This is a genomic window from Microbacterium azadirachtae (genome assembly GCF_000956505.1).
GTDB lineage: Bacteria > Actinomycetota > Actinomycetes > Actinomycetales > Microbacteriaceae > Microbacterium > Microbacterium azadirachtae_A.
In genome coordinates, this window is record NZ_JYIX01000028.1 from 74,671 (window position 1) to 88,246 (window position 13,576).

The 13,576-nt window shown below is 69.6% G+C and carries 11 protein-coding genes; 8 read left to right on the top strand and 3 right to left on the bottom strand.

The window, feature by feature from the left end; all coding sequences use genetic code 11:
- The first annotated feature begins 29 nt into the window (after positions 1 to 29).
- Positions 30 to 506 carry a GtrA family protein gene (locus RS86_RS04715; protein ID WP_160299668.1) on the top strand — a complete coding sequence of 159 codons (477 nt, stop codon included), beginning with the start codon at positions 30 to 32 and terminating at the stop codon, positions 504 to 506.
- A gap of 69 nt (positions 507 to 575) precedes the next feature.
- On the opposite strand, the gene RS86_RS04720 is transcribed toward RS86_RS04715, so the two are convergent.
- On the bottom strand, positions 576 to 2,150 hold the full coding sequence (locus RS86_RS04720) for an AMP-binding protein (protein WP_045271064.1): 1,575 nt from the start codon (positions 2,148 to 2,150) through the stop codon (positions 576 to 578).
- Positions 2,151 to 2,349: 199 nt separating this feature from the next.
- Between RS86_RS04720 and truA the strand changes: the two genes are divergently transcribed.
- The 5 genes from truA (at position 2,350) to RS86_RS04745 (ending at position 7,838) form a co-directional block, all read left to right on the top strand.
- The gene (gene truA / locus RS86_RS04725; RefSeq protein ID WP_045271065.1) at positions 2,350 to 3,225 is read left to right on the top strand and encodes a tRNA pseudouridine(38-40) synthase TruA; all 876 of its coding nucleotides are present in this window, start codon (positions 2,350 to 2,352) and stop codon (positions 3,223 to 3,225) included.
- Between the two features lie 212 nt (positions 3,226 to 3,437).
- Entirely contained in the window at positions 3,438 to 4,367 is a 930-nt protein-coding gene (locus RS86_RS04730) for a hypothetical protein (protein WP_045271066.1), read from the top strand.
- 52 nt (positions 4,368 to 4,419) lie between these two features.
- Positions 4,420 to 5,088, top strand: coding sequence for an endonuclease/exonuclease/phosphatase family protein (locus RS86_RS04735; RefSeq protein ID WP_045271067.1), 669 nt, complete (start codon positions 4,420 to 4,422; stop codon positions 5,086 to 5,088).
- Positions 5,089 to 5,211: 123 nt separating this feature from the next.
- Positions 5,212 to 6,522, top strand: a complete 1,311-nt coding sequence (locus RS86_RS04740) for a UDP-glucose dehydrogenase family protein (RefSeq protein WP_045271105.1) — start codon at positions 5,212 to 5,214, stop codon at positions 6,520 to 6,522.
- A gap of 113 nt (positions 6,523 to 6,635) precedes the next feature.
- Positions 6,636 to 7,838 (top strand): hypothetical protein, encoded by a 1,203-nt coding sequence (locus RS86_RS04745; protein ID WP_045271068.1) that lies wholly within the window; start codon positions 6,636 to 6,638, stop codon positions 7,836 to 7,838.
- A 26-nt stretch (positions 7,839 to 7,864) separates the two neighbouring features.
- Here RS86_RS04745 and RS86_RS04750 read toward each other — a convergent pair whose 3' ends face one another.
- Together RS86_RS04750 and RS86_RS04755 are read right to left on the bottom strand one after the other, a co-directional pair.
- A complete protein-coding gene (locus RS86_RS04750; RefSeq protein ID WP_045271069.1) occupies positions 7,865 to 9,787 on the bottom strand; it encodes a DUF4012 domain-containing protein in 1,923 nt (640 codons plus the stop codon).
- A 135-nt stretch (positions 9,788 to 9,922) separates the two neighbouring features.
- Positions 9,923 to 10,231, bottom strand: a complete 309-nt coding sequence (locus tag RS86_RS04755) for a PqqD family protein (protein WP_045271070.1) — start codon at positions 10,229 to 10,231, stop codon at positions 9,923 to 9,925.
- 330 nt (positions 10,232 to 10,561) lie between these two features.
- Here RS86_RS04755 and RS86_RS04760 point away from each other — a divergent pair, with 330 nt between their 5' ends.
- Both RS86_RS04760 and RS86_RS04765 read left to right on the top strand, forming a co-directional pair.
- Positions 10,562 to 12,448, top strand: a complete 1,887-nt coding sequence (locus RS86_RS04760) for a nucleoside-diphosphate sugar epimerase/dehydratase (RefSeq protein ID WP_235281617.1) — start codon at positions 10,562 to 10,564, stop codon at positions 12,446 to 12,448.
- Positions 12,441 to 13,574 carry a DegT/DnrJ/EryC1/StrS family aminotransferase gene (locus RS86_RS04765; protein ID WP_045271071.1) on the top strand — a complete coding sequence of 378 codons (1,134 nt, stop codon included), beginning with the start codon at positions 12,441 to 12,443 and terminating at the stop codon, positions 13,572 to 13,574. Before RS86_RS04760 ends, RS86_RS04765 begins: the two co-directional genes overlap by 8 nt.
- Positions 13,575 to 13,576: the final 2 nt, after the last annotated feature.

Sequence of the window (13,576 nt, forward strand, 5' to 3'; positions counted from 1 at the left end):
CACCGTCCCCCGGGTATTCTAGTAGGGCTATGGATCGCCGCTCCCGGTTGCGCCGTCTGGCGGGAGTCGGCACCCGCTTCCTGATCGTCGGCGGCATCAGCACGCTCATCGAGGTCGGTGCGTTCAATCTCTTCGTCTACGCCTTCGGGTGGGACCTCGTGGTCGGCAAGATCGCCGCGAGCCTCGTCGCACTGGTGAATGCGTACATCGGAAACCGCGAGTGGGCGTTCCGCGGACGCGACCGGCGCGGACGTGTTGCGGAGATCGTGCTGTTCGTCGCGGTCAACCTGGTCTGCACCGGGCTCGGCGCGGGCATCGTCTGGCTCGGCGCCGACGTGGTCGAGGGCATGACCGGTCACGCGCCAGGGCCGGCGATGGTGAACCTGATCAACCTCGGCAGCATCGCGGTGATCGTGCTGGTGCGTTTCGTGCTGTACCACTACATCGTCTTCCGGCACACGCCCAAGCCGGCACCGGCTACGGCCGACACCTCGCGAGACGCCTGATCCTGCGTGAGACACCACGCCTCGTGCGGTGTCTCACACAGAACGTGGTGTCTCACGGATCCGGATCGGTCAGGCGCGGGCGCGGAGGTCCTTGCGCAGGATCTTCCCCGAGCTCGACTTCGGGATCACGTCGATGAACTCCACCAGGCGCACCTTCTCGTGCGGGGCGACGTGGGCGGCGACGTGCGCCTTCACGCCCTCCGCGTCGAGCTCCGCGCCCTGCTGCAGCACCACGAACGCCTTCGGCACCTCCTGGCCGTCCTCGTCCGAGACGCCGATCACGGCGGCGTCGGCGATCGCGGGGTGCTCGAGCAGCACGGCCTCCAGCACGGCGGGCGCGACCTGATAGCCCTTGTACTTGATCAGCTCCTTGAGCCGGTCCACGATCCGGAACACCCCGCCCGCCGTCACGGTCGCGACGTCGCCGGTGTGCAGCCAGCCGTCCGCATCCAGCATGTCGGCGGTGGCGTCGGGACGGTTGAGATACCCCTTCATGACCTGCGGTCCGCGGATGAGCAGCTCTCCCGGTTCGCTGGCGCCGTCGGCCGGGACGACGACATCGGATCCGTCCTCGGCGAGCAGGCGGGCCTCGGTGTTCGGGATCAGCAGCCCGACCGAGGAGAGGTCGATGTCGTCGCGCTCGACCGGGATCGTGTGCGTGACGGGGCTGGTCTCGGTCATGCCGTAGCCCTGCCGCACGATGCAGTCCAGGCGCTCCGCGACCGCGTGCGCGAGGGCGCCGTCGAGCGGCGCCGCGCCGGAGAACACGACCTTGACCGCGCTCATGTCGTACTGCGCGACGAGCGGATGCTTGGCGAGCGCGACGGCGATCGGCGGTGCGATGAAGAGCCAGCTCGTGCGCTGCTCCGCGATGATGCGCAGGAACTCGACCAGATCGAACCTCGGCATCGTGACGAGCGTGGCGCGCAGCCGCACCGCGAGGTTGAGCAGCACGGTCATGCCGTAGATGTGGAAGAACGGCAGCACGGCGAGGATCCGATCCTCGTCGCTCAGATCGATCGAGACCGTGCTCTGCGCGACGTTCGCGACGAGGTTGCGGTGCGTGAGCATCACGCCCTTGGGGCGTCCCGTCGTGCCGGAGGAGTAGGGGAGCACGGCGACGTGCGTGGCGGGGTCGAACGTGATCGCGGGGGCGTGGTGCCCTTCGGAGAGCAGGTCGCGCAGCGAGGGGTGCCCCTCGGCGCCGTCCAGGACGATGAGCTGGTCGGCGGGCAGGCCCAGCTGGGCGGCGGCGGCCTCCGCCTGCGGCAGCAGCGGGCTGACCGTGATCAGCCAGAATGCGGAGGCGTCGCGCAGCTGGTTCGCGATCTCGTCCGCGGTGTAGAGCGCGTTGATCGTGGTCGCCGTGGCGCCGGAGCGCAGGATCCCGTGGAACACGGTCGCGAACGCCGGGACGTTCGGACAGAGGAGCCCGACCGCGTCGCCGACGCCGATGCCGCGCGCCGCGAGCGCCCCCGCGAACAGGTCGATCTGTCCGATCAACTGGCGGTAGGTGGTCTCGGCACCGGACATGCCGTCGACGAGCGCGACCCGGTCGAGGTCGTGCTCCGAGATGTCGCCGAAGAGGTACTCGTGGATCGGGACCGCGGGGATCTCGATCTCGGGGTGGAGGCTGCTGACCATGGGATCTCCTTCGATCTCGGTCGCGTGCGGTCGGGCGCCGCGCCGCTTGCGATTCAGTGTCGCATGAAACGGCACTGGGTGTCAGGGCTGGTTTCGAGGGCGTCCCGGACCCTCGCGGCGCGAGGGAAGCGGATCCCCCGAGTGATCGCCGGTACGGCCTCGGCAGTACGCCGCGGATGGCCCCGGGTACCCTGGATCCGTGCGCATCCGTCTCGACATCGCCTATGACGGCACCCACTTCCGGGGCTGGGCGAAGCAACCGGGGCTGCGCACCGTGCAGGGCACGATCGAGCAGGCGCTCGCCCGCATCGTCGGACCGTCGGCCGGTGACGACACGGCGGGCGGATCCGATCCGCGCCTCGTCGTCGCCGGGCGCACCGACGCAGGAGTGCACGCGACGGGGCAGGTCGCGCACGTCGATCTCGACGAGCAGCAGTGGGCCCGCGTCATCGCCCGCAGCGGGCGGGTGGCGTCGGATCCGGCCGGTTCGCTCGCGTCGCGGATCCGCGGAGTGCTCGGCCAGTATCCCGACGTCACGGTCTCGCGCACGTCGTCGGCGCCGGAGGGCTTCGACGCCCGGTTCTCGGCGGTGTGGCGCCGCTACCGCTACCGCCTCGCCGATGCGCGCGCCGGTTACGACCCGCTGCTGCGGCACGACACCACCACCATCCGCGGGTCCCTCGACGAGGCCGCCATGGACGCCGCGGCGCAGACCCTCATCGGCCTGCACGACTTCGCTGCCTATTGCAAACCGCGCGAAGAGGCCACCACGATCCGCACGCTGCTGGACTACCGGTGGACGCGCGACGCGACCGGCGTGCTCGTGGCCGAGGTGAAGGCCGACGCGTTCTGCCACAGCATGGTGCGCGCCCTCGTCGGCGCGTGCGCGGCGGTGGGGGAGGGACGTCTCGAGGTGGCCGACCTCGCCCGCCTGCGCGATGAACTCACCCGGACGAGCGCGTTCAAGGTGCTGGCGGCGCGCGGACTGACGCTCACCGAGGTGGGGTACCCCGCCGACGAGCTGCTCGCCGTCCGCGCCGAGCAGACCCGTAACCGCCGCGATCGCGAGGATTGAGGGAGTCCGGGATCCCGGGATCCTGGGATGGCGCGGCGGCCCCCGATCCTCCCCGGTTCGAGGGCCGCTGCCGTCCCCTGGTTCCGGCTCCGGCATGGAAGGAGCGGGTCGGCCTCCCCAGCACCGACCTCCGACACTCCTCGGGTCCCACGCGCGTGAACCGTATGCTGAATCTACGTGCTGGCTCTTCACAGGCGACGAGGGGGACTGTGATGGCGGATCCCGAGGCCCGCGCACAGGATTTCGCCCTCGCATTGCGGCGGGCCATCGCGGACAGCGGCCTGACGCTGAGCGGCACGCACCAGCGCCTCCTCGCGAACGGCAATCGCGTCGCGCTGACCACCCTCAGCTACTGGCGTTCCGGGGACAGGCTTCCGGAAGGCGCTGCCTCCCTGAGCGCCGTGGAAGATCTGGAGCGGATCCTCCGAGTCGACCGGGGATCGCTGAGGGACCGGATCCCGCCGGCCGCGCGACTCGGAACCCTCGCCGCCCCGCGCGTGCCCTTCGACGAGGAGCGCGAGCGCCGCGAGACGGAGGAGACGCTGGCGGCACTGGACGCCGCTCCGCAGCTCGCGATCCGCGATCTCTCCACGCATATGACCGTCTACACCAGGCCCGACGGCGCGGTGGAGCGCACGGAGTTCCAGTGCGTGATCCAGGTCACGCGCGGGATCGTGTCGGAGATCCCGCTGATCGACGTCGCGCCGGAGGAGACGGACACGATGAGCGAGATCTTCGACGTCGTGGGCGGTCGGCTCGACCGGGAGTATCAGCACCCCGGACGGCTGCTCTCGGGGATCGTCATCGCGCTGGACGAGCCGGTCGCGGCCGGCGAGACCTTCACCCTCGACTTCGCCGAGCGGCTGCCGCCCGGCTATCCTGCACGCCGAAGCGCCTGGCATGCGACGGCGAGGCGCGCGAAGGAGACCGTCATCCGGGTCATCTTCCCTGAAGGGGCGGAGCCGGACTGGTGCGAGGAATACGTCGAGACCGAGTCCGGCGAGGAGTACTCGGGCCCTGCCGCGCTCCGCGGTCGCATCGCCCACACCGTCCGGCACGGTTTCGGTCCCGGCGTGCTGGGGCTGCGCTGGGGCGGCACGACGCAGAACGGCAGGACGCCGGCAGACCCTAACACCGGGTGAATACCGTGCGCGCGCCCAGGGTACGAGGAGAGCGCGCGAGTAGCGTGGGAGCGTGCGGATCATCTCCTACAACCTGCGCAAGCACCGGGCGGCGCATGAGCTCGACGACCTCGTCGACGCGCATGACCCCGACGTGCTGTGCCTGCAGGAGGGGGACACCGCCTCTCTGCCGGAGCGCGCCGGAGGCCTGGTGCTCGCCCACACGACGCAGCGCAACCGACTGGGGCTCGCGATCTATTACCGCTCCAGCGGGTTCCGCCTCGTCGACATGGCGGCGGTCTCGGTCAAGAAGTCGCTGCACGATCACGTGCTCCGCCCCGCCCACGAGCGCCTCCTCGGCGTGCGCCTGCGAGACATCGACGCGGGACGCGACTTCCTCGTCGCGTCGCTGCACGCGGCACCACTGACCGCACGCAACGCGCTGCGACGGGATCAGATCCGCGCGGCATTGTCGGAGCTCTCCGAGCTCGGCTGGGGCCTGCCGCAGCTCATCGTCGGCGACTTCAACTACCCGGTGTTCAAGGAGCGGCTCAGCGAGCACATGCGCGATGTCGGCTACGAGCTGGTCATGAGCGACCAGCACACCTACACGCGCTATCGGGTCTTCCGCGGGTTCTACGACTTCGCCGCCGCGTCCGGGTTCATCGTCGAGTCCGTGCGCACCCTGCCGCAGGGGGAGTCGGACCACCTGCCGATCCTGGTCACGGCGACGCCGAAGTAGCCTGCCCCGCGGGTCTCCCGCACGGCGCGACCATCGCGCCGTGCGCCGATCGTTCATCCGCAGGTCACCCTGCGGTCGCCTCGAGGCCGCATGCGCGAGAGGGAGCCGCGGTGGACTCGCTTCATGCGGATGTCTGTGATCGGCTGCGGGTATCTCGGGGCCGTGCACGCGGCGGCCATGGCGTCGATCGGCCACGAGGTGGTCGGCATCGACACGGATCAGGGCAAGATCGCCGCGCTCGCCGAGGGGCGTGCGCCGTTCTTCGAGCCGGGGCTGGACGAGCTGCTGGCGAGCGGCGTCGAGAGCGGGCGCCTGACCTTCTCCTCCGATATCGCTCAGGCGCGCGGCGCGCAGGTGCACTTCCTCGCCGTGGGCACCCCGCAGCAGGCGGACTCGTCGGCCGCCGACCTGCGCTTCGTGCATGCGGCGATGGACGCGCTGCTCCCGCAGCTGCGCCCCGGCGACGTGGTGGCAGGCAAGTCGACCGTGCCCGTCGGCACCGCCGCTGCGCTCGCCGCCGCCGTGGCCGGTACCGGTGCGGCCCTGGTCTGGAACCCTGAGTTCCTCCGTGAGGGCTGGGCGGTGCACGACACGCTCCGCCCCGATCGTCTCGTGGTGGGCGCTGCTGCGGATGAGGCCGGTGCGCGCGCGACGGATGTGCTGCGAGACGCCTACGCTGACGCGATCGCCGCCGGCAGCCCGTTCCTCGCGACCGACCTCGCCACGGCCGAGCTCGTGAAGGGTGCGGCGAACGCGTTCCTCGCCACGAAGATCTCGTTCATCAACGCGATGGCCGAGATCGCCGAGGCCTCCGGGGCCGACGTCACCCTGCTCGCGGACGCGATCGGCCATGACGAGCGGATCGGCAGGCGCTTCCTCGGCGCGGGGATCGGGTTCGGCGGAGGCTGCCTGCCCAAGGACATCCGGGCGTTCGCCGCGCGGGCGGAGGAGCTGGGCCGAGGGGCGTCCGTAGGCTTTCTCCGCGAGGTCGACGCGATCAACCTGCGCCGCCGTGAGCATGCGGTGCGGCTCGTCGTCGACGCGTTCGGCGGCAACGTCGTGGGACGGCGGATCACGATGCTCGGCGCCGCGTTCAAGCCGCACAGCGACGATGTGCGCGACTCTCCGGCGCTCGAGGTCGCGACCCGTCTGCGCGGGCTCGGCGCGAAGGTGACGGTGACGGATCCCGAGGCGATCCCGAACGCGAAGCGTCTGCATCCGCAGCTCAAGTACAAGGCCGACCGCGATGAGGCGATCCGCAAGGCCGAGGCGCTCGTGCTGGTCACCGAGTGGGATCTGTACCGTCGCGAACTGGATCCCGCGCACGCCGCGGCCCTGGCGGCGGGGCGCATCATCGTCGACGGACGCAACTGCCTGGAACCCGCAGCATGGCGCGCGGCGGGCTGGACGTACCTCGGGATGGGACGGCCGTAGCGACCGTCGGTCGAGCACGCCACGCATCCCGGGGATCGGCAGGCGACACGACCCGGGAGCCCACCGCTTTGTCGATAGAGTCGAGTACCGCATCGACGTGGGAAGGGGGCGAGATGCCGGATGACGAGCGGCCCGGAGACGGGCATGGCACCGCGGAGACTGCGGGCCTCGATCCTCTGCAGCCCGAAGACGGGCGCGACTTCGATCTCTCCTCGCTGTTCCCGCACGAGCACGAAGAGCTCCCGGATGCGGACCGGCACGACGACGTGGGCACCCTGTTCGCGGATCCGACTCCGACGCCCTCGCGTCCCGCGACGCTCCCGGGGCCGATCGACGACGACCTGCGGCTGACTCCCGCGACTGTTCTCATCGACACGGCCGAGGGCCACCTGTTCGACGAGGCCGCGACCGAGGCGCACCCGTACACGCACGCGTTCCCCGCACCCGTACCGGCCAGGCCCGAACCGCAGCACGCCCAGTCCTACGGCTTCGCGCGACCGCAGCTGATCGCGATGGCCATCGGGCTCGTGATCACCGCCGCCGGCGCCGGATGGGCGCTCGCATCGCCCGTCGCCTCGGCCCCGGTAGCCGTGCAGGCGTCCCCGACCCCGACGGTCGACCCCGACCGTGTGGCGAAGGTCGACGGATCGGTGGACGCGCTCGCCGCCGCGGTCGCGACCGCGCAGGCGAGTGCGGATTCGTTCGCGGCGCCGTTGGCGGCGATGGCCGGATCCAGCGATGAGTCGGCCCGCGTCGCTGCGGATGCCGCTCGCCAGGCGTACGTCGCCGCGCTCGCCGCGGTGAAGGTGCCCAAGCCCGCAGGCAAGAACGCCACCAACACGTCGCTGGATCAGCTCGAGCGCGACGTCGCCGCGGCGAATGCGTCGCTCACGGCAGCGGGCGCGGGCTTCCGCAGTGCGATCACCACCTTCCGGCAGTCGCTCCCGGCGTTCGCCGCGACGGCTGTCGCCGACAACGCCGACGCGGCGGAGCCGTTCCGCACGGCGGTCACCGATGCTGCGGCAGCCGCGGCCGCCGCGGATCCGTTCGGTCCGACCCCGTTCGCGGCGATGGACGCCTGGCGGAACGCGCTCGCCGCGCTCATCGCCGACCAGGCGCGCGCCGTCGCCGAGGCGGGTTCGAGCGGATCCGGTGGGTCGGGCGGAACCGGCGGCAACGGGGGAACCTCGGGCGACACCACGACGGAGCCGACCACGACGACGCCTCCCGCACCGGAGACGTCGACGCCGCCGACGACCCCGACCGATACCGGGACCAATCCGCCGCTTCCGGTGGATCCTCCGCCGACGTCCTAGGCCGTGCGGGAGTGCCCGACGGGCTCCTACTTCTTCCCCGGCCCGCATCCCGGCGTGTCGATCGTGACGGGCGTCGGCTTGACCATCGGGGTGCGGCGGACCTCGAGTGGACCGTAGGTTCCGGCCGGCGCGCTGAACGTCGCCACGATGGTCGCGGTCTGCCCGGGGTGGATGACCAGGACGCTCAGTTTGACGGCGGTGCGACCGAGGTGCGGCTGTGCGGACGAGGGATACGGCTGCCCGTCGACCGTGATCCCCGTGAGGGTGGATCCGACCGGTCCGTAGAGGTACACGTCCGTCGCCACGTCGCCCTTCGGGAAGAAGCGCCCTGGTGCGATGTACACGGGCAGGTTCGCGGCCGCACCGGGGTCCAGCGTGTTCTGCATCGTGACCGTGGTGGTGAACGTCGGCGCGGCGCCCTTCTGGCACTGGGTGCTCGACGCCGCGATGCCCATCTGCATGTAGTAGTCGAGCTTGCCCTCGGTGATGTCGTCGATGTAGACGCCGAGGGCGGTGGTCTTGGCGTTGTCGGCGGGCATGTTGCCGCCGACGGGCGTGCCGGCCAGCAGGTCTGCCTGCGCCTTGTCGCTGGGCGAGTACATCAGGCGCCCCTCGTTCGAGGCCTGGACCAGGGCCGTCAGCAGCGCCTTGGGTTCGGCGTGCGTGGTGAGCAGCGCATCGAAGACGCTCTTGGCGGCCGCGGCGAAGAACTGGTCCTGCACGGCGGGATCCGGATACCTCGCATAGACCTCGTTGAGCAGCAGCGGCACGGCGCTGTCGGCGGTGAGGGTCTCGCCGAACGGCGCGGGCATCGTCACCGGTCCGATCGCGCGCAGCAGGTAGCTGAGCGCGACCGGATCGAACGACGCGACGGCGTCGATCGGGGTGCCGAACGACTCTGCCCAGTAGGCCCGCACGATCTGCGCCGTCTCGCTGAAGTCGGGGGCGAGGGTGGAGTCCTGGATGTAGCGCCCGATCTTCGTGCCGTACAGAGCCTCGGTCTCGGGATCGAGCGGGATGATCGGATCCGTCCGCCCGTTGTGGAAGTCCTGCGACCCCGCCTGCTGCGTCATCGAGATCTTGCCGTTCTCGGCGGTCAGCATCGCGATCGCGGCGGGGTTGCCGCCGGTGCCGCGGGACTCCGCGTTGTTCTGGAAGATCAGCAGGTAGTGCTGCGGTCCATCGGCGCCGAGGGCTTTGGGCAGGATCGTGAGCGCATTGTGGATCGGGGTCACCGTCGGCTCGATCTTCGCCATGGCGGCGTCGAGCTTGGCCACGCCAGAGGCGACCTGGTCGATCAGCGCGGAGCGGTCGAGCTTGTCGAGGCTCGTACGGATCCGGGTGACGCTCGCGTTCGCGGTCTCGATCGTCGCGGCGAGCTTCTGGAGGTTGGCGACGTCGATCGCGCCGTCCTTCGGCATCAGCGCCTTCAGATCGATCGCCGTGAGCGGCGTGATCGCGTGGGTGACGAGGTCGTTGACGGATCCGGCGACCACCCGCGCCGCGACGAGATTCGGCCCCGCCACCGGCACCCATTCCGCGCTCTTCCACAGCTGGCCCGTCGTCTCCTTCTCGGCGGAGGCGGTCAGCTGCGAGATCTGCGCGATCGTGACCTTGGCTCCCGCGGTGTTGCCGTCGATCATCTGCTGCTGGACCGTGTCGACGAGCGGGATCGCCTTCTCGAGGTCGGCCTTGGCAGACATGGCGTGCCCGTACAGCTGCTTCGCGGCGAGGAAGCCTGCGATGGCGATGCCGATCAGCACCAGCAGGATCACGATCGGCACCCAGAACCGGGCGCTCTTCAGCAGCGGGCGACGGTACCGGTGCGGATGCTCTCCTGATGCGTCCGGATGCGTGGAACCGTGCTCGAGGGACGCGAGGAGGTCGTCCGCCTCGGGTGCGGATGCTGCCTTGGCACGATGCTCATCGTGCGCGTTGCGGGCGTGCATGGCTCTTCTCGGACGCGAGCTACGGCACCACGGGTCGGGTGTTCATGTCGCCATTGTGATCCTCGCGAGAGGCCACCGCTACTGGCAAAAGACGCCGTTCGCATCGCGGCGTTGCGGCAGAAGGGTGCGCGAGGGTTAGCCGACGGTCGTCGAGACCTGCGTCGTCGCCAGACCACCGTCACGGAGAGTCGCGAGCAGGTCGATCACGTCGGCGCGGATCTCATCGACGCCGACCTCGAAAGCCATGGCGATGTTCCTCAGGAGATGCTCTGTGTCGATCGGACCGTTCGCATCCAACTCGTCCCAGATGAACGCCGCCGTTCCGAGGAGAGCGGTGGGATGGGCGGTCTCCGACTCGAGGTCGAGCGCCACGATCCCGTCCGAGTTCGACGTCCAGGCCACGGCGTCGGCGATGCGCCATTGCTGTGTCTCACTGTGACCCATGGGGCCAGCCTAGCGAGACGCCGCAGCGGCGCAGGCGGGGCGGCGCGCTCCACACGGCCCTGGCGCGCTGGATTTCGGGCCTCCTGGTCGACCGACGGCTGCTTCTCCGGGCTGCCCTCCCAGGTGCTGAGCGTTGTCAAAAACATGCGAAATGCGAACGAAGACCGTACGCGAAGCGTCACTTTCCGGACAATGGCACTCGGCGTTCTCACAGCTATGAGATCCTGGAAAGGCAGGGGGAGTGGCACGGAGCACCGCTCCACGCCTCGGGATTGCTGACGATTAGCGTCCGCGCGTAGACGCGTCGCGGAACCATGAGGGGGGATTGCGGTGCAGAGCGGCAACCGAGATGAGACGGCGACGACAGCGCGCGCGCTGGTGACCCGGCAGCGACGCCGACGCTGGGTGGCCGCGCTGGACGCTTTCGCCTGGGTGCTCGGAACCTTCCTCGCCGTCGGCCTGCGGGTCGACTTCACCCTGCCGCTCTCCGGGTGGATCGCCACGCTCGCCCTCGGCGTCGTTGCCGCGGCGATTCAGCTGATCGTCGGCTACGTGCTCGCCCTGTATCGCGGTCGCTACCCGTATGGCTCGTTCAGCGAGGTGTGGACGCTCGCCCTCGTCGTGGCCGGGATCACCCTCATCCTCTCCTCGGTCGTCGTGCCGTCCGGGAACCTGATCGGCCTTCCCCGCGCGACAGTGCTGCTGGCCGGTCCCTTCGTCCTCCTCCTCATGTTCGGCGTGCGCTACATCGCCCGTCTGACCATCGAGCGCTCACGGAAGCCCTCGAGTGATGCGGAGCGCACGCTCGTGCTGGGAGCCGGCTATCTCGGCGACCGGTTGCTGCACACGATCACCACCGATCCCGGCTCGCCGATCCTCCCCGTCGGACTCATCGACGACGACCCTGCGAAGAAGAACCTCCGTCTGCGGGGCGTGCCCGTGCTCGGGCGTCGCGCGCAGCTCGCGGAGATCGCGGCCCGGACGGGCGCGACGAGGCTGGTCATCGCGCTCGGCAACGCCGACAGCGTGCTGCTGCGCGAGCTGAGCGATGCCGCCGATGCTGCGGGGATGAGCGTGTCGGTCACGCCGACCATCACGGACTACATGCTCGAAGGGCACGCCGCCGTCGATGTCCGAGACATCGAGATCGAAGACCTCATCGGTCGGCACCCGGTCGACACCAACGTGGAGCTCATCGCCGGCTACATCACCGGCAAGCGCGTGCTCGTTACGGGGGCGGGCGGATCCATCGGATCCGAGCTGTGCCGCCAGCTCGCGAAGTTCGGCCCCAGCGAGCTGATCATGCTCGACCGCGACGAGACGGGGCTGCAGACCGCTCAGCTGGGGACGACCGGCAACGGCCTGCTCGACTCGAACGAGGTCGTCCTGGCCGACATCCGCGATGTCGCCGTGCTGAACGCCATCTTCGACGAGCGCCGCCCGGAGGTCGTCTTCCACGCGGCCGCACTCAAGCACCTGCCGATGCTCGAGCAGTACCCCGATGAGGCGTGGAAGACGAACGTCCTCGGCTCGCTCAACGTGCTCCAGGCCGCACGTCGCGTCGGGGTGAGCCACTTCGTCAACATCTCCACAGACAAGGCTGCGAACCCGACGAGCGTGCTCGGCCACTCCAAGCGCGTCGCGGAGAAGCTCACCGCGTGGGCGGGGGAGCAGACCGGGATGCAGTACCTCTCGGTGCGCTTCGGGAATGTGATCGGCAGCCGCGGATCGATGCTTCCCACGTTCCAGCGCCTGATCGCGGACGGGCGGCCGATCACGGTCACGCACCCGGACGCGACGCGGTACTTCATGACGATCCCCGAGGCATGCCAGCTGGTGATCCAGGCGGGCGGTATCGGCCGTGCCGGCGAGGTGCTCATCCTCGACATGGGGGAGCCCGTCTCGATCCTCGAGGTGGCCAAGCGCATGATCTCGATGTCGGGCAAGGACATCGAGATCGTCTTCACGGGTCTCCGCCACGGCGAGAAGCTGCATGAGGAGCTGGTCGGAGCCCGCGAGAACCTCGAGCGTCCGTTCCACCCGCAGATCTCGCACGCCCACGCGGACACGATCAGCCCCGAGCGCCTCGACAAGGCCGGCTGGGAGGCGCGGATGAAAGCCGAGCCGCGCAACAACGACACCGCCGTGGTCGACCGGATCGTGGTGGATCAGGTCGTCAGCAGCGCCCCGTACCTGGGAGAATCGCCGAATGGCTGACCGCATCCTCATGTCCTCGCCGGATGTCACGCAGAGCGAGGAGGACGCTGTCGTGGCGGCCATCCGCTCCGGGTGGATCGTTCCGCTCGGCCCCGACGTCGACGCGTTCGAGGTGGAGCTCGCAGATCGGGTCGGGGTGGGGCACGGTGTTGCGCTGAGTTCGGGCACGGCAGCCCTGCACCTCGGGTTGCTCACGCTCGGTGTGAAGCCTGGCGACATCGTGGTGACGTCGACCATGACTTTTGCGGCGACCACCAACGCGATCATGTACGCGGGCGCAGATCCGTTCTTCATCGACGCCGACGAGGCGACAGGGAACATGGACCCCGAACTTCTCCGGTCGGCTCTCGACGAGCTGCGTGATGAAGGATCCCGGGTCGGCGCGATCGTTCCGGTGGATCTGCTGGGCAAGACGGTCGACTATACGGCGATCCTCGCCATCGCCGAAGAGTTCGGCGTTCCGGTGTTGGCGGATGCCGCGGAGTCTCTGGGGGCCACGCACAAGGGCAAGGCGGCCGGGAGCTTCGGGCAGATCTCCGCGGTGTCGTTCAACGGCAACAAGGTCATGACCACCTCGGGCGGCGGGATGCTTCTCACAGACGACGGTGACATTGCCGAGCGCGTCCGCTATCTGGCGACGCAGGCTCGTCAACCGGTCGCACACTACGAGCACGTCGACGTGGGCTATAACTACCGCATGAGCAACCTGCTGGCTGCCCTTGGGCGTGCACAGCTTCGACGGCTCGACTCGATGCTCGCGCGCCGCCGTGAGATGCGCGAGCTCTACAAGGACGTGTTCCGTGAGGTGCCCGGTGTCGAGGTCTTCGGTGGGGCAGACGACGCGGAGGACAATGCGTGGTTGACTTCGATCCTCGTGGATCGGGAGACCGCAGGATGGAACGCGAACGAGCTGTCGATCGCCTTGGCGGCGGACGACATCGAGAGCCGCCCCGTCTGGAAGCCGATGCACCTGCAGCCGGTCTTCGCTCACTACCGGGGCGCGCTCACGGGCGCCTCCGAGCGGCTCTTCGCTCGCGGGCTCACGTTGCCCAGCGGTTCCGCGCTGACGGAGACTCAGCGCGGGCGCGTCTTCGACTCCATCGACCGCTTCCTCCGGACTCGCTGAAC